Source organism: Bradyrhizobium sp. CB1015, assembly GCF_025200925.1.
In the GTDB taxonomy this organism is placed as follows: domain Bacteria; phylum Pseudomonadota; class Alphaproteobacteria; order Rhizobiales; family Xanthobacteraceae; genus Bradyrhizobium.
This window is the reverse complement of the sequence record NZ_CP104174.1, coordinates 3,513,196-3,533,174: the sequence shown is the minus strand read 5'-3', so window position 1 is coordinate 3,533,174 and position 19,979 is coordinate 3,513,196. Positions and strand designations below refer to the sequence as shown.

At 63.5% G+C, this 19,979-nt stretch carries 18 protein-coding genes; 7 read left to right on the top strand and 11 right to left on the bottom strand.

Annotated elements, in window-relative coordinates:
• Nucleotides 1–97 precede the first annotated feature (97 nt).
• Together N2604_RS16125 and N2604_RS16120 are read left to right on the top strand one after the other, a co-directional pair.
• Nucleotides 98–1,732, top strand: a complete 1,635-nt coding sequence (locus tag N2604_RS16125) for a thiamine pyrophosphate-requiring protein (protein WP_260375605.1) — start codon at nucleotides 98–100, stop codon at nucleotides 1,730–1,732.
• A gap of 105 nt (nucleotides 1,733–1,837) precedes the next feature.
• Nucleotides 1,838–3,811, top strand: a complete 1,974-nt coding sequence (locus N2604_RS16120) for a GAF domain-containing protein (RefSeq protein ID WP_260375604.1) — start codon at nucleotides 1,838–1,840, stop codon at nucleotides 3,809–3,811.
• 3 nt (nucleotides 3,812–3,814) lie between these two features.
• Here N2604_RS16120 and N2604_RS16115 read toward each other — a convergent pair whose 3' ends face one another.
• Both N2604_RS16115 and N2604_RS16110 read right to left on the bottom strand, forming a co-directional pair.
• The gene (locus tag N2604_RS16115) at nucleotides 3,815–5,398 is read right to left on the bottom strand and encodes an MDR family MFS transporter (RefSeq protein WP_260375603.1); all 1,584 of its coding nucleotides are present in this window, start codon (nucleotides 5,396–5,398) and stop codon (nucleotides 3,815–3,817) included.
• A gap of 156 nt (nucleotides 5,399–5,554) precedes the next feature.
• A complete protein-coding gene (locus tag N2604_RS16110; RefSeq protein ID WP_260375602.1) occupies nucleotides 5,555–6,070 on the bottom strand; it encodes a YcgN family cysteine cluster protein in 516 nt (171 codons plus the stop codon).
• A gap of 292 nt (nucleotides 6,071–6,362) precedes the next feature.
• On the opposite strand from N2604_RS16110, the gene N2604_RS16105 reads away from it, so the two are divergent.
• Genes N2604_RS16105 through N2604_RS16095 form a run of 3 tightly spaced genes read left to right on the top strand, consistent with a single transcriptional unit; the run spans nucleotide 6,363 to nucleotide 9,808 of the window.
• Nucleotides 6,363–8,639, top strand: a complete 2,277-nt coding sequence (locus N2604_RS16105) for a transglycosylase domain-containing protein (protein WP_260375601.1) — start codon at nucleotides 6,363–6,365, stop codon at nucleotides 8,637–8,639.
• Nucleotides 8,640–8,648: 9 nt separating this feature from the next.
• Nucleotides 8,649–9,227 carry a DUF1214 domain-containing protein gene (locus tag N2604_RS16100; RefSeq protein WP_260375600.1) on the top strand — a complete coding sequence of 193 codons (579 nt, stop codon included), beginning with the start codon at nucleotides 8,649–8,651 and terminating at the stop codon, nucleotides 9,225–9,227.
• Entirely contained in the window at nucleotides 9,224–9,808 is a 585-nt protein-coding gene (locus N2604_RS16095) for a DUF1254 domain-containing protein (protein WP_260375599.1), read from the top strand. The genes N2604_RS16100 and N2604_RS16095 overlap by 4 nt, the downstream gene beginning before the upstream one ends.
• Nucleotides 9,809–10,084: 276 nt before the next feature.
• Here the strand turns inward: N2604_RS16095 and N2604_RS16090 are convergent, their stop codons facing one another.
• Complete coding sequence (locus tag N2604_RS16090) at nucleotides 10,085–11,095, bottom strand: hypothetical protein (protein WP_260375598.1); 1,011 nt, start codon at nucleotides 11,093–11,095, stop codon at nucleotides 10,085–10,087.
• A gap of 20 nt (nucleotides 11,096–11,115) precedes the next feature.
• Nucleotides 11,116–11,577, bottom strand: a complete 462-nt coding sequence (locus tag N2604_RS16085) for a hypothetical protein (RefSeq protein WP_260375597.1) — start codon at nucleotides 11,575–11,577, stop codon at nucleotides 11,116–11,118.
• 743 nt (nucleotides 11,578–12,320) lie between these two features.
• On the opposite strand from N2604_RS16085, the gene N2604_RS16080 reads away from it, so the two are divergent.
• The gene (locus N2604_RS16080) at nucleotides 12,321–13,103 is read left to right on the top strand and encodes a sulfite exporter TauE/SafE family protein (protein ID WP_260375596.1); all 783 of its coding nucleotides are present in this window, start codon (nucleotides 12,321–12,323) and stop codon (nucleotides 13,101–13,103) included.
• Nucleotides 13,104–13,167: 64 nt separating this feature from the next.
• Here N2604_RS16080 and N2604_RS16075 read toward each other — a convergent pair whose 3' ends face one another.
• The 5 genes from N2604_RS16075 to N2604_RS16055 all read right to left on the bottom strand — a co-directional run bounded on the left by N2604_RS16075 (nucleotide 13,168) and on the right by N2604_RS16055 (nucleotide 17,751).
• The gene (locus N2604_RS16075; protein ID WP_311740006.1) at nucleotides 13,168–13,926 is read right to left on the bottom strand and encodes an amino acid ABC transporter ATP-binding protein; all 759 of its coding nucleotides are present in this window, start codon (nucleotides 13,924–13,926) and stop codon (nucleotides 13,168–13,170) included.
• Nucleotides 13,927–14,065: 139 nt separating this feature from the next.
• Nucleotides 14,066–14,761, bottom strand: a complete 696-nt coding sequence (locus tag N2604_RS16070) for an amino acid ABC transporter permease (RefSeq protein ID WP_260375595.1) — start codon at nucleotides 14,759–14,761, stop codon at nucleotides 14,066–14,068.
• Nucleotides 14,758–15,552 carry an amino acid ABC transporter permease gene (locus tag N2604_RS16065; protein ID WP_260375594.1) on the bottom strand — a complete coding sequence of 265 codons (795 nt, stop codon included), beginning with the start codon at nucleotides 15,550–15,552 and terminating at the stop codon, nucleotides 14,758–14,760. The genes N2604_RS16070 and N2604_RS16065 overlap by 4 nt, the downstream gene beginning before the upstream one ends.
• A 113-nt stretch (nucleotides 15,553–15,665) precedes the next feature.
• The gene (locus tag N2604_RS16060) at nucleotides 15,666–16,568 is read right to left on the bottom strand and encodes an amino acid ABC transporter substrate-binding protein (protein ID WP_260375593.1); all 903 of its coding nucleotides are present in this window, start codon (nucleotides 16,566–16,568) and stop codon (nucleotides 15,666–15,668) included.
• Between the two features lie 22 nt (nucleotides 16,569–16,590).
• Entirely contained in the window at nucleotides 16,591–17,751 is a 1,161-nt protein-coding gene (locus tag N2604_RS16055) for an aminotransferase class V-fold PLP-dependent enzyme (protein WP_260375592.1), read from the bottom strand.
• Between the two features lie 169 nt (nucleotides 17,752–17,920).
• On the opposite strand from N2604_RS16055, the gene N2604_RS16050 reads away from it, so the two are divergent.
• Nucleotides 17,921–18,712: an IclR family transcriptional regulator gene (locus tag N2604_RS16050; RefSeq protein WP_260375591.1), complete on the top strand. Its 792-nt coding sequence runs from the start codon at nucleotides 17,921–17,923 to the stop codon at nucleotides 18,710–18,712.
• A gap of 34 nt (nucleotides 18,713–18,746) precedes the next feature.
• On the opposite strand, the gene N2604_RS16045 is transcribed toward N2604_RS16050, so the two are convergent.
• Together N2604_RS16045 and N2604_RS16040 are read right to left on the bottom strand one after the other, a co-directional pair.
• Nucleotides 18,747–19,247, bottom strand: coding sequence for a heme-binding protein (locus N2604_RS16045; protein WP_260375590.1), 501 nt, complete (start codon nucleotides 19,245–19,247; stop codon nucleotides 18,747–18,749).
• Nucleotides 19,248–19,275: 28 nt separating this feature from the next.
• Complete coding sequence (locus tag N2604_RS16040) at nucleotides 19,276–19,869, bottom strand: family 16 glycoside hydrolase (RefSeq protein ID WP_260375589.1); 594 nt, start codon at nucleotides 19,867–19,869, stop codon at nucleotides 19,276–19,278.
• Nucleotides 19,870–19,979 lie beyond the last annotated feature (110 nt).

Here is a 19,979-nt window from a genome sequence, read left to right as displayed (position 1 = left end):
CACGCTCGCCGCGCGCGCTTTACGCTTCCGGAAATTCCTGATCCTCTCTTCCCAACAAGCCGGATCAAACCGGCCTCTGCCTGAGGAGAGAGACACCATGAAGCTCGGCACCGCCATTGCGGAAATCATGAGGCGCGAGGGCATCGAGATCCTCTGCGGCTATCCGGTCAACCATCTCATCGAGCACGCGGCCAAGGCCGAGATCCGCCCGGTGATGGTGCGGCAGGAGCGCGTCGGCATCCACATGGCGGACGCGATCTCGCGGGTGACGTCGGGGCGCAGCATCGGCGCCTTCTGCATGCAGCACGGGCCGGGCGCGGAGAACGCGATGGGCGGCGTCGCGCAATGCTTCGGCGAATCCGTCCCCGTGCTGGTGCTGCCGATGGGCTATCAGCGCAGGCTGGCGCATATCGAGCCGAACTTCAATTCCAGCGAGGCGATGAAGCCGTTCGCGAAATCGTCCGAGCCGATCATCCTCGCGACTGAAGTCGCCAACATCTTTCGCCGCGCCTTCACCACGCTGAAGAACGGCCGGGGCGGACCCGTCATCGTCGAGATCCCCTCGGACATGTGGAACGAGGAGGTGCCGGAGCCGCTGAATTACACGCCGGTGCTGCGCACCCGCTACGGCGCCGACCCGGTTCACGTCAAGGAAGCCGCCGGCCTGCTCGTGAATGCAAAACGGCCGGTGATCTATGCCGGCCAGGGCGTGCATTACGCGCAGGCCTGGCCGCAGCTGAAACGGCTCGCCGAGCGGCTGGCGATCCCCGTCACCACCAGCCTCGGTGGAAAATCGTCGTTTCCGGAAACCCATCCGCTCTCGCTCGGCTCCGGCGGCCTCGCAGTGCCGCGCGCGGTGCCGAAGTTTCTGGCCGAGGCCGACATCATCTTCGGCATCGGCTGCTCCTTCACCGAGACCAGTTTCGGCATCGCGATGCCGAAGGGGAAGACCATCATCCATTCGACGCTCGATCCCAATCATCTCAACAAGGACGTCGAAGCGAAGATCGGCCTGGTCGGCGACGCCGCCCTCGTGCTCGACGCGCTGCTGGAGGAGATCGGCAAGACCGTCACCGCAGATCGCGACGCATCGGCCGTCGCGGCCGAGATCGCGGCCTCGCACAAGGAATGGCTGGCGAAATGGATGCCGAAGCTGACCAGCAATGACGCGCCGCTCAGCCCCTATCGCGTGCTGTGGGACTTGCAGCACACCGTGGATATCGAGAATACGATCATCACCCACGATGCCGGCAGTCCGCGCGACCAGCTCTCGCCGTTCTGGAAAGCAGTAAAGCCCCTCACCTATCTCGGCTGGGGCAAGACGACGCAGCTCGGCTACGGCCTGGGTCTTGCGATGGGCGCCAAGCTGGCAAAACCCGACAAGCTCTGCATCAACGTCTGGGGCGATGCTGCGATCGGCTTCACCGGCATGGATTTCGAGACCGCGGTGCGCGAGCGCATCCCGATCATGTCGATCCTGCTCAACAATTTCTCGATGGCGATCGAGCTGAAGGTGATGCCGATCTCGACCGAAAAATATCGCTCGACCGACATTTCCGGCGATTACGCCGCGATGGCACGCGCCTTCGGCGGCCATGGCGAGCGGGTGACGAGGCCGGAGGACATCGTGCCCGCGATCAAGCGCGGCATCCAGAAGACGAAGGAAGGCGTGCCGGTGCTGCTCGAGTTCATCACAGCCAAGGAGACCGAGGTGTCGCGCCCGGGGACGTGAACGGGGGTCGGTGCGGGGGCATGGCTGCGAGCGCTGGCTCCGGCCGCGGAAGATGTGATAATCCGCCCGGTGCTGCGCACGTCGCGGCATCAAGCCGGATGAGGAATGACCACCCCTTCGCACGACATCGATGAACTCGAGCACCGATTGCAATCGGCCGCGGCCGAGAATGCGCAGCTGCGCGCTGAGCTTGCGACTGCGCGGGATCGCCAGAGCGCCAGCGCCGAGATCCTGCGCACCATCGCGGCCTCGCCGTCCGATGCGCGGCCGGTCTTTGCGGCGGTCGCCTCCAGCGCGAAGGACCTGCTCGGCGGCTTCTCGGCCACCGTGCTTCAGTTCATCGGCGACGAGCTGCACCTCGTGGCGTTCACGCCGACCAGCCCGGAGGCGGACGCAGGGCTGAAAGCGTCGTTCCCACGCAAGATCACAGACTTCCCGACTTTTGCCCTCGTGCGCGAGGGCGAGACGATCCAGTTTCCCGACAGCGAGGCCGCCGACGTTCCGGAACTGAACCGGGAGCTGGCGCGGCTGCGCGGCTTCCGCAGTGTGCTGTTCATGCCGCTGATGAACCGGGGCGCGCCGGTCGGCATGATCAGCGTCACGCGCGCCGTAACGGGCGCATTCGCGCCCGACCTCGTCCAGCTGCTGCAGACCTTCGCCGACCAGGCCGTGATCGCCATCGAGAACGCGCGCCTGTTCAACGAGACGAAAGAGGCGCTGGAACGCCAGACCGCGACGGCCGACATCCTGAAGGTGATGGCGGCCTCCCCGTCCGACGTGCAGCCGGTGTTCGAGGCCATCGCGACCAATGCCAACCGGCTGATCGGCGGCTTCTCCACCGCGGTGCTGCGTTATATCGACGGCGCCGCGCACCTTGCGGCATTCACCCCGACCGATCCGGCCGGCGATCGCGTCCTCCAGGCCTCGTTCCCGGTGCCGTTCGCGCAATTCCCGCCCTATCAGCTCGTGGCCAATGGTGCCGCGGCACAATTGCCCGATACCGAGCTCGAGCCCGCGGCGCGCGACATCGCGCGTGCCCGCGGCTATCGCAGCATGCTGTTTGCGCCCCTGATGAGCGAGGGCGAAGCCATCGGCATCATCATCGCAACGCGCCGCGCGACCGGCAACTTCGCCGAGCATCATGTGCGGCTGCTGCAGACTTTCGCCGACCAGGCCGTGATCGCGATCAAGAATGTCAGCCTGTTCAATCAAGTTGCGACCCGCACCAGCGAGCTCGCCAAATCGCTCGACGATCTGCGCGCAGCGCAGGACCGCCTGATCCAGACCGAGAAGCTGGCGTCGCTCGGCCAGCTCACGGCCGGCATCGCGCACGAGATCAAGAACCCGCTCAACTTCGTCAACAATTTCGCCTCGCTGTCTGCCGAGCTGACCGAGGAGCTGAACGAGGTGCTCGCGCCGGTCCCCCTCCCCGAGAATGTGCGCAGCGAGGTGGACGAGCTGACGGGGCTTCTGCAGGACAACCTCGGCAAGGTCGTGCAGCACGGCCGCCGCGCCGATTCCATCGTCAAGAACATGCTGCTGCATTCGCGCGAGGGCGGCGGTGAGCATGGCTTAAGCGACATCAACGCGCTGGTCGAAGAGAGCCTCAACCTCGCCTATCACGGCGCACGCGCCGAGAAGCCGGGATTCCACGTGACGCTGAAGCGCGAGCTCGATCCGGCGGCCGGACACGCCGAAGTGTTTCCGCAGGAAATCACCCGCGTGCTCTTGAACCTGATCTCGAACGGCTTCCACGCGGTCACCCGGCGCAAGGCCGACGGCGCCGCCGGTTACGAGCCGATGGTGACCGCCGCGACGCGCGATCGCGGCGACGACATCGAGATCACGATCCGCGACAACGGCACCGGCATTGCCGACGATGTGAAGGAGAAGATGTTCAATCCGTTCTTCACCACCAAGCCGGCCGGCGAAGGCACCGGTCTCGGGCTGTCGATGACCCACGACATCGTCGTGAAGCAGCACGGCGGCACGATCGACGTCGCAACGGAGCTTGGTGCGTTCACGGAGTTCACGATCCGGCTGCCGCGGAAGAGCAGCTTCCCGGACGCAGGCCGCTGAGCCTTACTCGGCCATCTCGACGGGTTGCTTGGCCTGGGGGCCGGCCAGCGGCCGCTCCTCCATCGCGATCAGGCACAGCGCAGCTGTCGTCATCAGCGCGGTGGCGGCACCGAAGACGTAGCGGAAGGCGTGGCGCATGTCCTCAGTCGGGATCGCAGGGATGCCGCCCGCGGCGTGATGCTCGCCGGCGAGCGGGATGTCGGTGCCGAGCGCGATGAGCAGGATCGCCGCGAAGGCCGCCACCGTGAACGAGGACATCAGCGAGCGGAAGAAGTTCATCGCGCCGGTGATGGTGCCAACTTGCGGACGCGCGACCGAGTTCTGCAGCGAGACCACGCAGACCGGGAAAGTCGTGCCGAGACCCAGCGCGAAGGCGGCCATCAGCAGCAGCAGGCCCCAGAGCGGCAAGGTGGTGACCGTGAGGGCGAGACCGCACAGCGCGGCCCATGACGTGCCGATGATGGCGACGCGCTTGTAGTGCTTTGCGCGCGCCATGGTGCGGCCGGCGACGGCCGCGCCAACGGTCGAGACCGCCGCGAGCGGGATCAGCGCAAGCCCCGCCTCGCTTGCGCTCAAATGGTAGACCGACTCGTAATAAAGCGGCAGCTGCACGGTGAGGCCGGTGATCGCCCCGAGGCCGCAGCCGCCCGCCGTCAGCGCGAAAGGCGCCACCGATCCCGTCAGCAAGGGCAACGGCAGGAACGGCTCGTCGGCCCGCCGGGCGTGCCACACGAAGGTCACCGCCAGCGCGACGGCCCCGCCCACCATGGCCAGCACCGTCGGCGACAGCCAGGCATAGCGCGTACCGCCCCAGGTCAGCACCAGCATGAAGACCACGGCGGCGGCCATCAGCAAGACGCCGCCGAGCCAGTCGACCTTGCGCTTGCGGTGGAACACCGGGATCTTGCTCATCTTGGGCAGCAGCAATGCGAGCGCCGCGGCCGCAAGCGGCAGGTTGATCCAGAAGATCATCGACCAGTGCAGATGCTCGGCGAATACGCCGCCGATGACCGGGCCGAGGATGCCGCCGACCATCCAGACGCTGGAGAAATAAGCCTGATATTGCCCGCGCTCGCGCGGGCTCACGACGTCGGAGATCACGGTCTGCACCACCGGCATGATGCCGCCGCCGCCGAGGCCCTGAAGCCCGCGTGCCAGGATCAGCATCGGCATGTTCGGCGCGATCGCGCACAGCACCGAGCCCGCGACGAACAGGCTGAGCGAGATGATGATCATGACGCGGCGGCCGTAGATGTCGCTGAGCGTCCCGAACACCGGCGCGACCGCTGTCGAGGCGAGCAGATAGGCAGTGATCACCCAGGACAGATTGGAGACGTCCTGGAACTGGCGTCCGATGGTGGGCAGCGCGGTCGCCACGATGGTCTGGTCGAGCGCGGCCAGGAACATCGTCAGCATCAGGCTGATGACGATGGTGCGGACCTCGTCGGAACTCAGCGGCACCGGCGGGGCGATCGACGGCGCGTCGTCGACGCTCAACACCTCGCTGGGAAGGCGTGACAGCTCTTCGGCAATGTCGTCAGGCAACGTTTGGACGTCGGCAGCGCTCTGCCGTTCGAACTTGTTCATCTCGATCGGACGTCATGTGGCGGCGCAACGCCGCGAAGGATTCGTTCTATGCAGCCCAATGTAGACAGCAAAGCTTTTCCCAGGCAGGCACCGCGGCGCATGGGTGCATCCCGCCCTGAGGTCATCCCAAAGACGTGACCTCGGCGCGGCGGCGGATCAGTCCTTTGGGCGTCGCTTCAGACGGGCTCGCCTGGGCAGCACGGCCGGCCAGTGCACGATGTGGTCCTCGAGCTCCTCGTCCGGGACCTCCTCCTCGCTCCCCTCCACGCGGCCGCGCACGGAGACGCCGGCTTCGTGCACGGTGTTGGGGTCACCCGAAACCAGCGGATGCCACCAATAGAGGTCGCGCCCCTCGGCGACGAGCTTGTAGCCGCAGCTCGGCGGCAGCCAGTTGAGGGTGCGGACATTGGCCGGGGTCAGGCGGACGCAGTCCGGAACCTTGTCGGAGCGATTCGGATAGTCCTTGCAGGCGCAGCTCATCCCATCGAGCAGCTTGCAGCCGATATGGGTGAAGTAGATCTGCCCGGTATCCTCATCCTCGAGCTTGTTCAGGCAGCAGCGGCCGCAGCCGTCGCACAGGCTTTCCCATTCGGCCCCCGACATCTGTTCCAACGTCTTGGTTTTCCAGAAGAATCCCTCCTGGCCGGAAGGTCGTTTGGGAGCTGCGGTCATGCGCCTCAACAACAGTTCGAAAGAGCTACGGCAACGCCTTCTAGGGCGCGCGGCGGCAGGGGTGCAAGCGAGGCCCCTTTGAGGCCCGTAATGAACCGGGGTCAATTAGGCCTGTTGTTCAAAATCCCGAGCGTGACCATTGGTTTATGGGGCCCGCTCGGCTAGAAGGAACAACAAGTCCCTCGGATGCTGGCCGGGCGCCTTGGGTTTGCCGCAACATTCCCGCAAGACGTCTCGATGCCGCCCCGGCCGGGTGCTTGAACGCTTTCGAAGCAAGCCTCAAGGGTTCTAGGTGCGCCAGATCATACCACCGCATTGGAAGCAGAGGGTCCGGAATTTCTTCCTGGATCTCGACGCGCGCATCGACTCCTCGCTGTTCTCCTCGGCCAAGGGCATCCGCGAGCTCTACGAGCGCTACTCGACCTTCATGGACCGCTTCTATGTCGGGCGGTGGAAGCGCTGGGTGTTCATCGAGCCGCTGTCCGAGGCCGCAACCCTCGGGCTTGGCGGCCTGGTCGTGATGCTCACCCTCGCCATTCCCGCCTTCCGCGAGACCGCGGACGAGGACTGGCTGAAGAAGTCCGACCTCGCGGTGACGTTCCTCGACCGCTACGGCAGCCCGATCGGCAGCCGCGGCATCAAGCACAACGACTCCATTCCGCTGGAAGATTTTCCGGACGTGCTGATCAAGGCGACGCTGGCGACCGAGGACCGCCGCTTCTACGAGCATTTCGGCATCGACATCGCCGGCACCGCGCGCGCGCTCGTGACCAATGCGCAAGCCGGCGGCGTGCGTCAGGGCGGCTCCTCGATCACCCAGCAGCTCGCCAAGAACCTGTTCCTGAGCAACGAGCGCACCATCGAACGCAAGGTCAATGAGGCCTTCCTCGCGATCTGGCTGGAATGGCGCCTGACCAAGAACGAGATCCTCAAGCTCTATCTCGACCGCGCCTATATGGGCGGCGGCACCTTCGGCGTCGACGGCGCGGCGCATTTCTACTTCAACAAGTCCGCGCGCGACGTGACGCTGGCGGAAGCAGCGATGCTCGCCGGCCTGTTCAAGGCGCCGACCAAGTACGCCCCGCACATCAACTTGCCCGCCGCCCGCGCCCGCGCCAACGTCGTGCTCGACAACCTCGTCGATGCCGGCTTCATGACCGAGGGCCAGGTGTTCGGCGCCCGCCGCAACCCGGCTTTCGCGGTCGACCGCCGCGACGAGGCGTCGCCGAACTATTATCTCGACTACGCCTTCGACGAGATGCGCAAGCTGGTCGACACCTTCCCGAAGTCCTACACCGAGCGCGTCTTCGTGGTCCGCACCGCCATCGACACCAACGTGCAGAAGGCGGCGGAAGACGCGGTCGAGAACCAGCTGCGCCAGTTCGGCCGCGATTATCACGCGACACAGGCGGCAACCGTCGTCGCCGATCTCGACGGCGGCATCCGCGCCATGGTCGGCGGCCGCGACTACGGCGCCAGCCAGTTCAACCGCGCCACCGACGCCTACCGGCAGCCCGGCTCCTCGTTCAAGCCTTACGTCTACACCACCGCGCTGCTCAACGGCTTCACGCCGAACTCGATCGTGGTCGACGGCCCGGTCTGCATCGGCAATTGGTGCCCGCAAAACTATGGCCATTCCTATTCCGGCTCGGTGACGCTGACCCAGGCGATCACGCGCTCGATCAACGTCGTGCCCGTAAAACTGTCGATCGCGATCGGCCAGAAGGAGCAGCCGAAGGCGCCGAACCCCGCCAAGATCGGCCGTGCCAAGATCGTCGAGGTCGCGCGCCGCTTCGGCCTCAAGGCGCCGCTGCCCGACACGCCCTCGCTGCCGATCGGCTCGGACGAAGTCACCGTGCTCGAGCATGCCGTCGCCTATGCGACGTTCCCCAACCGCGGCAAGTCGGTGACGCCGCATGCGGTGCTCGAAGTGCGCACCGGCGCCGGCGACCTGGTCTGGCGCTGGGACCGCGACGGGCCGAAGCCGAAGCAGGCGATCCCCGCTTCCGTCGCCGCCGACATGGCCGGCATGATGAGCCACGTCGTCAGCGAAGGCACCGCGCGGCGCGCCGCGCTGGACGGCATTCCGACCGCGGGCAAGACCGGCACGACCAATGCGTATCGCGACGCCTGGTTCGTCGGCTACACCGGCAATTTCACCTGCGCCGTGTGGTACGGCAACGACGACTACTCGCCGACCAACCGCATGACCGGCGGCTCGCTGCCGGCGCAGACCTGGCACGACATCATGGTCGCCGCGCATCAGGGCGTCGAGGTCCGTGAGATTCCCGGCATCGGCATGGGCCAGAAGCTGCCGCCGCAGCCGATGGCCGCGCACGCCAATGCGGCGCCGAAGGTGCTGGAGACGAAACCCGGTCCGCCGCCGGTGCTGACCAAGCGCGGCGCCGACATCCTGGTGCGCGTCGAGAAGCTGCTGGATGATGCGGCCAAGGCTGCGAACAAGTCGACGGCAAATGACAGCAAGCCGTCCTCGTCGACGAGCGCGCTCGCCTTCCCGCAGAATTATGCGGAAGAGAATGCCAATACCTCCGCCCCGCGCAAGAACTGATCGAACCCCGTGCGGCTGATCCTGATCACATTGACGGCGCTTCTGCTTGCGACGGTCGTCGGCGTCGGCGCGACGTGGATGACCACGACGCGCGGCACCGAGATCGGCGCGCTCACCATCGGCGCCTGGACCGCGCGGCCGCGCACCGGCACCGCCGACGTCGACCCCTATTCGCGCGCCACCATCGTCCGCAACGGCGAGCTGCCGATCGGCACCGGCGACGGCGTCGCCTTCACCGCCACCACCGACGACAGGAAGAAGGCGCTCGACGGCCGCTGCGACGTGATCGTCTCCGGCGTGACGCCGCCGGCGCGGTTCTGGACGCTGACGCTCTATGACCGCAAGGGCCATCTCGTCGCCAATTCGCTCCAGCGCTACGGCTTCACCAGCCAGGAGATCGTGCGCGCCTCCGACGGCTCGTTCGAGATCCGGATCGCCTCGCGCTCGCGCGCCGGCAACTGGCTGCCGACCGGCGGCATCGAGCGTTACGCATTGATGCTGCGCCTCTACGACACGCCGGTCGGCGTTGCGACGCGCACCCAGCGCGACGCGCCGATGCCGAGCATCAATACGGTGGGCTGCTCATGATCCGGCTCGTCTTCACCATCGTTGCCGGCGTGGTGCTCGGGCTCGTGGTCCATCTCGTCAGCGTGCTGGCGCTGCCGCGGATCGCGACGCAGGATGCCTATTCGCGGCTGACGCCGATGACAAAGGTGAACGCCGTCACCCAGCTTCCCCTCGCCGATCCCAACAATTCGCCGATGCCGTTCATGGATCCGGCCTTCGCGCTGGCGATCTGCCGCTATGACCTGTCGGGCGGGCCGATCAAGCTCACCGTGCCGGTGAGCCAGGCCTACACCTCGGTGTCGTTCTACACCCGCAACGAGATCGCCTATTACGCCATCAACGACCGCTCCGCGGGCCGCAAGGTGATCGAGCTCGATCTGATGACGGAAGCACAGCACAACGAGCTGCCGGAGGACGAAGAGGTCACCGCGGCCGACCGCCTGATCATCGATTCCCCAAGCACGACCGGCCTGATCCTGATGAAGGCGCTCGCCCCCGAGCCCGGCCTGATGCAGCAGGCGCAAGGCTCGCTTCAAGCTGCGACCTGCGCCCCGCAGACCGAGCCGCCGGCCAAGGCCGAGGCGCCGCGCGGACGGCGGTGAGCGCGGCCGTTTCGGCCGTGCCAAACACAAAGTTGCGAAAACAACCCCATGCACAGTAGCGGGGATGTTGAAATCATTACGCTCTTCGGATCGATGATGTTGAGGCTGCCGATTCCACGCGCGCGCCTTTGACTCGTCGGGCAAAACAGGGGCATACTGGCATCATCGAGAGTTCGTCACACCCGCACGGAGCCGTCCGTCGCGGGTGTTTTCGTTGCGGAGGTCTTACGAGGCGTCGCCCATCTCACGTAATTGACTTTGTTGCCAAGCTTAACTCTAACGCTCCCCTTGACCATTGGCAGTACTGTGTGCTCCCCCGTCCCTGTGCTCGATAACGACGCCGTTGCCGCATTCCCTGCTCGCAACTGCGGACCTCTCATCTAATCCATCCACAGACTCTCCGGCGGTCAATGATCTCATAAACCAGGCCACAATGACATCGTCTCCGCTCCCCCCCGAAATAGTATCATCCCCTGTGCCTCCATAGAGATAGTCGCGCCCTGCTCCTCCGTTGATCTGGTCAGATCCAGCAAGCCCGATGATGAGATCTCTTGAACTATCTATCCGTAGCGATACGTCCAGAACGTCCGGGGTAAGGTTTTTCTCATTGTCGAAGTAGGCGAGATCGATTAGCTGCCCCTCCGTGTAGGAGATCTGTTTGCTAAAGACGTCAGGCGCAACGCCGAATGTGGCGTCATATCCAACTTGTGCGTATCCATCTTCGAAATCCCGCTCCTGGAATATTTGGTTCTGGAGCCTTACGGTTTGACCTAGAAAGTCAAAATTCGGGTCGTTGTAATCTCGCTCGTCGACATTACCCAAGGGAGTACCGGTGATCGGATCTCGAAGGTCGCGATATCCGTATACAGCGTGGATGAGTTCATGAATGACAGTGCCGCCCAGCTTTTCTTGGTGGAATCTCCCGTCGCTTCCCATCCACCAAAAACCGTCCACATCTTCGAGATCAATCTTGGCCGTGCCAGTCCCGACTCTTGACCCAGATCCATCGATGCTTTTCATCAGCCAGATGTCTTCGCCAGCAGTGGCCGCGTCCAGCATGGTCCGGGCAGTAGCGGAATGACTGTAAATATCCTCAAGCGCAGCAAGGATGGCAGCTTTTTCCTTTGGGACCGTAGACCCGCTTTCGGTTGAAGTAGAAAATGCCAAACCGTACGGTGTCTGGCCGTTGACGGTCGTCGGCATACCATCCAACCCCGTCGGGTTGCCCAAGTCATCAGTGTCCGGGCCAAAGAATTTAATCCTGCTCTTGACGTCAGACCAACCCATTGCCCCACCCTTTCGACGACTTATTTCCTATACTGCGACCGCCAGTACTCTGACCGTTTATCCAGCCACTCTTGATGCTGCGCGCTGTTGACCGGAAAGCCGACCAGCCGGCGCTTTCCGTCTGTCGGGTCGGAATACATGACGACGACGTAGTCGCGTGCGAGTTGATCCGGGGTGAGCGGATAGATCATCTCACGACCCCAATCACCAAAGTAGACTTCGTATATCTTGCCGACCGACGCATTTCCGCTTCGCACTTCAAGCACCCGCATGCGGACAAAACGCTTGTCGCGAGAACGATGGGCGCCAGCCTCGTCTCGATTTCCTAGCCACACTGGAGAATCGAGCGCCCGCACCCTGGCAACCGCAATGTCCTTTCCGCCACTCGGGACAGTTGCCGGGTCGAAATCAGCCGGAAGTTCATCCAGAAAGTACGCGAGAGGAGGCTGATAGTTCACAGCGATCGAGCCTTCGTTGTGCAAGATGATAGCCCCTAAGGCTCCACTGCCGCAGGACGGCCCGAAGCACACCGCCGCCAACTCGTGACACATTGTCCGATCGCAAGACTTCGCTTCGGCTCCAGTAACAATAAAGTGGAGAGCAACCAGTATGCATATCCACGCCTGCCATCCATTGGAGATGGTAACCCTCAGAAGTATTGGGCAGCTAGCTGCCATCGAAGATCCGCCGGGTGAGAGGTAGGCCGAACGCCGCTCAGAATAACGCTTACGTACCGAACATAAAACAGAACCGTTGGCTGCACGTCAACACAGATTGCACTTATAAACTTTTAGCGTTTTGCGAGAATCGCAACGCGAGCGGAATGATAAAGACAGGAGCTACAAATCCTCGCGGACAAGCGGGATAAGGCAAACCGCGCTAACGGTATGAACGGGCCAAGCCTACGCCTTACCCAGAAGGGTTACTCTTCCGGGCAACCGTATTCGTCTCAATCCATCTCTTCGTCGAGTTACGTGAGCGACAACGAAACGCGCGCTCGACCACTCGCCACGCAAACGCGTTCGAAAAACAAGCTATGTAACCCGCGCGGAGCCGTCCGTCGCGGGTGTTGTCACTTTATCAATACGTGTTTGCAACACGCAAAATTCGGGACTACGCTTGAGCCCAGCCCCACGCCCTGCCGTAAGCAGGTGTGAAGCTCCCCGCCACGACGGATTACGGGCAAGTTTGATTTTGCGCTTTCACGCATCTTTGCGTCGTGTCCATGCGAAACAATCCTGCCGCGTTCGGCTCCGGCGCGATCATCGGCACTCTGGGCGGCCTGATCGGTCTCGGTGGCGCGGAATTCCGGCTACCCCTGCTCATCGGCTTGTTCAAATTTCGCGGGCTCGAGGCCGTGATTTTGAACAAGGCGACGAGCCTGATCGTGGTGGCGAGTGCCCTGCCGTTTCGCGCACGCGCCGTTCCGTTCGCGGAGATCCATGCCCATTGGCCGATCATCCTGAACCTGCTGGCAGGCAGCCTCGTCGGCGCCTACGCCGGGGCATCCTGGGCGACGCGTCTGGAATCCGGGACGCTCTACAAGATCATTGCCGCCCTGCTGCTCCTGATCGCCGGCGTGCTTCTGTTCGCACACGGCAACGAGGCAGCAACCGCACCGGCGCTGACGGGCGCGAGCCTGATCGTCGCGGGCATCGCAGCAGGCTTTGCGATCGGGATCGTGGCGTCGTTGCTCGGCGTTGCCGGCGGGGAATTCCTGATCCCCACCCTGATCCTCTTGTTCGGCACGGACGTGAAGCTGGCGGGCAGCCTCTCACTCGCGGTGAGCCTGCCGACCATGCTGGTGGGATTTGCGCGCTATAGTCGCGACCAGAGCTTTTCGGTGCTCCGCGCAAATTGGCAGTTCATGCTTGCGATGGCCATCGGATCCATCACCGGCACATTCATCGGCAGCCTGCTTCTCGGCGTCGTCCCGAATTGGATTCTTCTGCCGGGATTGGCTGTGATCCTGGTCATTTCGGCCGTGAGAATCTGGCGGCATGAATAGGCTTGTTCGAATCATTGCCGCAAGCGGCGACGCCTTCGATCGGTTCGCAGATCGAGACGGATCGCTAATGAATGATCTGGCCGAGGAAATCCCTCGCCCGTTCCGTCCTCGGCGCGCGGAAGAAGGTATCGGGGTCGGCTTCCTCGACGATCGAGCCGCGATCCATGAACACCACCCTATCAGCGATCTCGCGGGCAAAGCCCATTTCGTGCGTGACGCACACCATCGTCATGCCGTCTTTCGCGAGCTCCACCATGGTGTCGAGCACTTCCTTGACCATCTCCGGATCGAGCGCCGAGGTCGGCTCGTCGAACAGCATGATCTTCGGCTGCATGCACAGCGCCCGTGCGATGGCGACGCGCTGCTGCTGGCCGCCGGAGAGCTGCCCCGGATAATTGTTCGCCTGGTCGTGAATGCGCACCTTTCGCAATAGACCGACCGCACGCTCATGCGCCTCGGCGCGGGACAGGCCCCGCACCTTCATCTGCGCCAGCATGCAATTCTCGACGACCGATAGATGCGGAAACAGGTTGAAGCTCTGGAACACCATGCCGACCTCGCGACGAACGCCGTTGACGTCGGCCATCCGATCCGACAGCTCGATGCCGTCGACGACGATGCGCCCCGCATCGTGCTTTTCGATGTGGTTGATGCAGCGGATCAAGGTCGACTTGCCCGAGCCCGAGGGGCCGCACAGCACGATCTTCTCGCCGGCCGCGACCGTGAGATTGACGTCGTTCAGGGCCGTGAAATGGCCGAACCGCTTCACCAGATTTTCCACGGTGACGATGGAGGCCTGATTCCCCGCAGCGAGCTGATGCATTTTTTCCTCTCCAAAGACTGGGATGACCGTGCGCAGCGCTAAAGCGCGATGCGATTGGGACGAATCCTCATCGCGCTTTAGTTTATTGTTTGAGCATGATCTTTTCGGAAAACCGCTGCGCACTTTTCCGGATCATGCTCTAGCGGCGCAGTCCCGCAATCGCATACCGCTTGCGTAAGGACGCCACGCATTGCGAAGCCGCCGAGCTGATCGCGAGGTAGACCACCGCAATCACCAGATACATCTCGACCAGACGGCCATTGAGCTGCGCCAGCTTCGAGCCTGCGCCAAGCAGATCGGTGAGCGAGAGCACGTAGACCAGCGAGGTATCCTGGAACAGGATGATGGTCTGGCTCAGGATGATCGGGCTGGCGACGCGGAGCACCTGCGGCAGGATCACCGAGCGATAGGTGTCGAAGGTGGACAATGCGAGCGCCTGACAGGCCTCGAACTGACCCCGGTTCACGGCACGCAATCCGACGCGGATGATCTCCGAATAATAGGCGGCCTCGAACAGGCTGAAGGTGATGAACGCCGTCCAGGTGGCGCCGATCGGGACCGGCCGTCCGCTTCCGTTGAGATGACCGAGCACGATCGGCACCAGGAAGAAGAACCAGAACAGAACCAGGATCAGCGGGATCGAGCGCATCAGGGCGACATAGCCGCGCACGAGCTTGCCGAGCACAGGCACTTCGAAGTGCTGCACCAGGGCGAGACAAGTGCCGAGGACCAGGCCGACCACGAAAGCGACGGCGGTCAGCGCCAGCGAAAACAGCAGGCCCGACCAGAGGTAAGGCCACGCCTGAAGGACGACGGAGAAATCGAGGTTGTTCATTTCACGACCTCCATCGCGTCAGGCAGGGAATCGATCGGTTGGATGGCGTGCGTCGCGGCCGGCTTGACTGCATCGTCGGCAGGGCCTGTGCCCGGAATGCGCACGGCCCTGTCGATCAGCGCCATCCCCTGATAGGCGATGAGCGCCAGCGCGAGGTAGACAACCGTCGCGGCGCCGAAAGCGGTGAAGGTCTGGAACGTCGCTTCGCTGATCTGGCGGGCCTGCGCCGTCAGCTCCATCAGCCCGATCGTGAGCGCGACCGAGGTGTTCTTGTAGATGCCCATCACCTCGCTGGTCAGGCTCGGGATGATCAAGCGCAGCGCCTGTGGAACGATGATGTGGCGATAGGTTGGATAGCCGCCGAGCCCGAGCGCGCTTGCCGCCTCGACCTGTCCTTTCGGCAGGGCCTCGATCCCGGCCCGCACCTGTTCGGCGATCCGCGCGGCGGTGTAGAGACCGAGGCACACCAGCGCCGGAAAGAACGATCCCCAGGGCGGCGGAATCTGCTTGATGGCGTTCCCGAGCGAGACGGGAAGAATCTCCGGCAGAACGAAGTACCAGAGAAACATCTGCACCAGCACGGGGATGTTGCGGAAGATCTCCACATAGAGGCGGGCAAGCGCCGAAACGGCCCGGTTCTGCACGGTGCGGCCGATCCCGACGACGACCCCGACGGCAAAGGCAATCCACCAGCCGAAGAACGCCAGCGCCAGGGTCCAGCCGAGGCCCGACACGAGCCAGTCGATATAGCGCTGGCCGTCTGCGGTCTGTTCAAGAAGCACGGCAAACATGGCGAACCTCGGGGCTCGGTTTGCGGGACAATCTCCGCCGACGTCGCGAAGCAGATTCTTGTTTTGACGCGTTTTCTTGACGCGAACCGGAATCCACTTCGCTCGAAAACGCTCTAATCCACCGCGTCGCTGGGACGCGCGATCCGTTCCGTGAGCTCGACCGTCAGTGGAAACGCCAGGTTCTCATTCTTGGGCGGAATTGGCCGGGTGAACCATTTGGCGTAGGTCTTTTCGAACTGGCCCGATGCCATCTGCTTCGAGAGAACGTCGTCGACCAGCGCCTTGAAGCCGCTATCGCCCTTCGTGAACATCAGGCCATAATAGATCTTGGCGTAACCCTCGGGGAGAAATATCAGCGCATCCGGATTCGGAGCCGCCGCCTTGAGGCCGGCGAGCAGAATATCGTCTTCCATGAAGGCGGCCGCACGGCCGGTGTTCAACATCAGGAAGGATTCGGCATGGTCCTTTGCCTGGACGATGTTGAAGCCGAGTTGCTCCTTCGCATTCACGCCTTGCGCGAAGCCGACGGCATTGGAGCCCTGGGTGACGACGATGGTCTTGCCCTTGAGATCGCCGGCCGTCTTCAGGCCGCTGTCCGCCTTGACCAGCCAACGCGGCTGGCTGACGAAGGTGGCGACGGAAAAAGAGACCTGCTCCTGCCGCTTCTTGTCGTTGGCGGTGCCGCCGCACTCGATGTCGACGGTGCCGCTCTGGATCAGCGGGATGCGGTTGGACGAGTTCACCGGAACGTAATTGACTTTGAGATTGGAGAGGCCGGTCTCCGCCTTGATACGCTCGACGATGGCCGCGCAGAGGTCGAGCGAAAAGCCGATCGGCTTCTGGTCGGGACCGAGATAGGAGAACGGGATCGAGGCCTCGCGATGACCGATGGTGATGGCGCCGTTCGACTTGATCCTGGCGAGCGTCGGGCTGTCGGCGGCAGAAGCGGGGCCGCTGATGGCGCCGAGGACCGCGAGGCCGGACAGAATGCTCAAGACACGCGCAAATTTCGTCATCTACGTCTCCTTGATGAACAGCCTATGCGGCCCTCGATGATGGCTTGACGCCGCGCCGCTCGATGACCTCGATCAGGCGGTCGACGTCGGCAATCGTGTTGAACATCCCGAACGACACGCGAATGCCGTCCCGCTCCGGCGACACGCGGACGTTATTCTCCTCGAAATGGCCGAGCCATTCGGCCGCTGGCAGCGCAATGACGTAGATGTGCGGCGCGCGATGTTGCCGCGCGCGAGGGCCGACCAGGCGAACGCCGAGTGCATCGAGCCGGGCGATGAGATGATCGCCGAGATCGAAGCAATGGTTCTGGATGTTCTCGACGCCCAGCGCTTCGATCATGTCGAGCGAGGCGCCGAGCGCATGGATCGCCGGAAGATTGAAATTGCCGAGCTCGAAGCGGCGCGCGCTCGGGGCAGGCTCGAGCCTGTCAGGTCGGGCGATCAGATCGGCCGGGACCTCCGCAAGGCTCGCGGCCGCGAAATAGGCAGGCTCGAGCTCGGCCCTGGACTTGTCCCAATAGAGCAGGCCCAGCCCCTGCGGCACGAGTAGCCCCTTATGGCTGCCCGAACCGACGAAGGTCGCGCGCATCGCTTTCGCATCGATCGGCACGACGCCGATCGCCTGCATCACGTCGACGACGAAATAGAGCCCCTGCTCCGCGCAGAGGGCACCGATGCTTTCGATATCGAAACGATGGCCGGCATGGAACGTCACCTGCGACATCGAAACCGCCCGCGTGCTCGCATCGATGTAGGGACGAAGGCTATCGGCGTTCACGATCTCCGTCATCGGCACGAATTCGACGGTCACGCCTTTGCGCCGCAGATTGAGGAACGCGTAGGCGTTGTTCGGATGATCGCCGTGGATCATCAGCACCTTGTCGCCCGCGCGCAGCGGCAGCGCGTTCGCGGCGATGTTCATGCTCTCCGAGGTGTTCTTGGTGAAGGCGATCTCGTCGGCCGATGCGCCGAGAAACCGCGCCAGCTTTTCGCGCGTCTGCTCGACGCGATCGAGCCAGACGCTCTTGGGGCCGGCGGTTTCGAGACCTTCGCTCAGGAAACGATCGATCGCCGCTTTGACGGGACGCGCAAGCGGCGTCTGGAAGCCGGCGTCGAGATAGGTGATCCGCTGGGCAGCCGGAAACTCCTTCCGCACGGCATCGACGTCGTAGTGGCCTGACATCCCGATCTCCTGAGCACGTCCGCGGTGGCTCGCACTGCACAAATCCTGCTCACCACCGGGCAACGCCAACGATATGGGCACAGCACGAGAGCGGCTAGACAAATTTTCATATTTTAGTAGCTTTCATTCCGAAAAATGAAAATTCTTTAATTGGGCGGAGACTGGTGAAATGCAGCAGCCGAGTACCGACGGGCCATTGGACCGCGCCTTCGCGGTCATCGGCTATGCCGCCAGCCAGACCAGAGCAGCCTCGGTCGCGGAGATCGCTGCTGCGCTGTCGCTGCCGCTGCCGACTGCGCATCGGCTGATCGGAAATCTGGAGCAGCGCGGGCTGCTTCAGAAAGCCGTGGGGACGAAGCGCTACGTGGTCGGCAATCAACTGGTCACGCTGTCGGCCCGCGTCATCGGCGCAGCCTTCCGCACCGCCCGTCGGCACGCGGTGCTCCGCGCCGTCGCCGCCGAAATCGGCGAACAATGCGAGATCGGGGTCGTGCGGGACAATGTCGTTGCCTACGTCGACAGCGTCCGCGTGTCGCAACCTCAAGGTCTGCAGTTCAATCCCGGCGAAGCGGCGCCGCTTCACTGCACTTCGACCGGAAAGATCTATATGAGCCGGCTGCCGGAGCGCGCGCGCGAGAAGCTGTGCCGCGCACTCGCGCTGACGCGATACACCGAAACCACGATCGTCGATGTCGCGCGCCTGATGAAGGTGCTCGATGAGACCCGCAAGCGCGGCTGGGCCAAGACGAATGAAGAATATGTGCGAGGCGTCGTCGGCTGTGCCGTTCCGATCCTCTCACCGGATCGCGAACTGATCGCGTGCCTGGGTGTGTCCGTTCCCGTGGCACGGGTGAGCTTCACTGAGCTGGATCGGTTCATAGCTCCCCTGCAGAAGGCCGCTGCGCTGCTATCGGAGACGATCCTCGGGGACAATGAGGATGGCGTGAGCGACGCATCCTGATCCGTCTCGTCCAACGCGCGAGCGTGTCCGCCCCTCAAAACTCCAGCTTGTCACGAATGGCCTCGATCCCGGCTTTCGCGCACGCTTCGTCCGCGTCACCGCCGGGAGCGCCGGATACGCCGACCGCTCCGACCAGAGAGCCGCCGGCTTCGACGACCAGCCCTCCCCCTATGATGACGGCTCCGGGAAGATTCCGGATGCCCAATTGCATCATGCCGGGCTGGCTCATCGCGTTAAGCTCGGTCGTGCTGGTTTTGAACGACGCAGCCGTCCACGCTTTGCCGGATGCCGTCGAAGGCGTGTGAGAGCCTGCGAAGCGATCGCGCAGCATCACTTGGGTGATACCGAAGCGATCGACGACCGCGACGGCAATCTGATATCCACGGCTGCGGCAGCTATCCAAAGCGGCGCGCGCGAGATCCAGCGCCAGCTCCGGACTTAGCGATTTGTAGGTGACGAGGGTCTCTTCCGCCCGCATTGGGCCGACAAACGCAGCCAGCAGAATCGTCGCGACCGACAGACGGCGAAAGCTCATGGTCATCTCCGACAGAGGTGGACAACTTCTATTTGGTCTCACCATATGTCAGATCATCGAACAAGGTCACACTATCTGCCTTGGTCCACAGGCCGATCATGCCGGCGTCCGTGATTGTGGCGTCCTCCACCTCGAACAATAGCTTTCCGTCAAAAGTCACCTTGAACCGATTTCCCGCGAAGTCGCAACGCAGCGCGTGCCATTGCCCGGACCGCACCGGCGTGCTGACGCCGTAGCCGCCCTTCCGACCGACGATCTCCAGCGAATTTCGTATGCCCTTGATCGTCTTGTAGAGCACCACGTTGTCCTCCAGCGCGTTTGCCCGGACGACGTAATAATTGTCGGCGTTCTTGGCACGCCAGATGATTCCGGCGGCGCGATCCTCGGACCCGGACACCGCCTTGAACTTCACCTCAACGAAGCCGTTGCGGATGTTGGTATCGCTCTTGATGGCCACTGGGAAAGTCGCGCGTCCGGATTGCTTGAGGACGTTCCGCTTGCTCGGCGCTGTGGGCTCCGCCTCGACGGTCCATTTCGGCTCACCCTTGCCGGTCATCGTGAGAGTCCACCCTGCCGGGGCCGTTCCAGCAGGAGCGTTGTCAAAATTCAGGGTCTCGGCCATGGCGTTCCCTCCCATTAGCAAAGCCAGCATAGGCGCCAGGACGCGACTGGCCCGTGCCGACGGCCGCGACGCAAAGGCCAAAGCCGCGTACATCGTCGGCTGTCCCAACG

Excerpts from the sequence above, each read along its gene's own strand:
- N2604_RS16065 (WP_260375594.1), bottom strand. The coding sequence starts at position 15,552 with ATGTTTGCCGTGCTTCTTGAACAGACCGCAGACGGCCAGCGCTATATC.
- N2604_RS16055 (WP_260375592.1), bottom strand. The coding sequence starts at position 17,751 with ATGTCAGGCCACTACGACGTCGATGCCGTGCGGAAGGAGTTTCCGGCT.
- N2604_RS16045 (WP_260375590.1), bottom strand. The coding sequence starts at position 19,247 with ATGAGCTTTCGCCGTCTGTCGGTCGCGACGATTCTGCTGGCTGCGTTT.
- N2604_RS16125 (WP_260375605.1), top strand. The coding sequence starts at position 98 with ATGAAGCTCGGCACCGCCATTGCGGAAATCATGAGGCGCGAGGGCATC.
- N2604_RS16120 (WP_260375604.1), top strand. The coding sequence starts at position 1,838 with ATGACCACCCCTTCGCACGACATCGATGAACTCGAGCACCGATTGCAA.
- N2604_RS16080 (WP_260375596.1), top strand. The coding sequence starts at position 12,321 with ATGCGAAACAATCCTGCCGCGTTCGGCTCCGGCGCGATCATCGGCACT.
- N2604_RS16075 (WP_311740006.1), bottom strand. The coding sequence starts at position 13,926 with ATGCATCAGCTCGCTGCGGGGAATCAGGCCTCCATCGTCACCGTGGAA.
- N2604_RS16040 (WP_260375589.1), bottom strand. The coding sequence starts at position 19,869 with ATGGCCGAGACCCTGAATTTTGACAACGCTCCTGCTGGAACGGCCCCG.
- N2604_RS16110 (WP_260375602.1), bottom strand. The coding sequence starts at position 6,070 with ATGACCGCAGCTCCCAAACGACCTTCCGGCCAGGAGGGATTCTTCTGG.
- N2604_RS16095 (WP_260375599.1), top strand. The coding sequence starts at position 9,224 with ATGATCCGGCTCGTCTTCACCATCGTTGCCGGCGTGGTGCTCGGGCTC.
- N2604_RS16115 (WP_260375603.1), bottom strand. The coding sequence starts at position 5,398 with ATGAACAAGTTCGAACGGCAGAGCGCTGCCGACGTCCAAACGTTGCCT.
- N2604_RS16090 (WP_260375598.1), bottom strand. The coding sequence starts at position 11,095 with ATGGGTTGGTCTGACGTCAAGAGCAGGATTAAATTCTTTGGCCCGGAC.
- N2604_RS16050 (WP_260375591.1), top strand. The coding sequence starts at position 17,921 with ATGCAGCAGCCGAGTACCGACGGGCCATTGGACCGCGCCTTCGCGGTC.
- N2604_RS16070 (WP_260375595.1), bottom strand. The coding sequence starts at position 14,761 with ATGAACAACCTCGATTTCTCCGTCGTCCTTCAGGCGTGGCCTTACCTC.
- N2604_RS16060 (WP_260375593.1), bottom strand. The coding sequence starts at position 16,568 with ATGACGAAATTTGCGCGTGTCTTGAGCATTCTGTCCGGCCTCGCGGTC.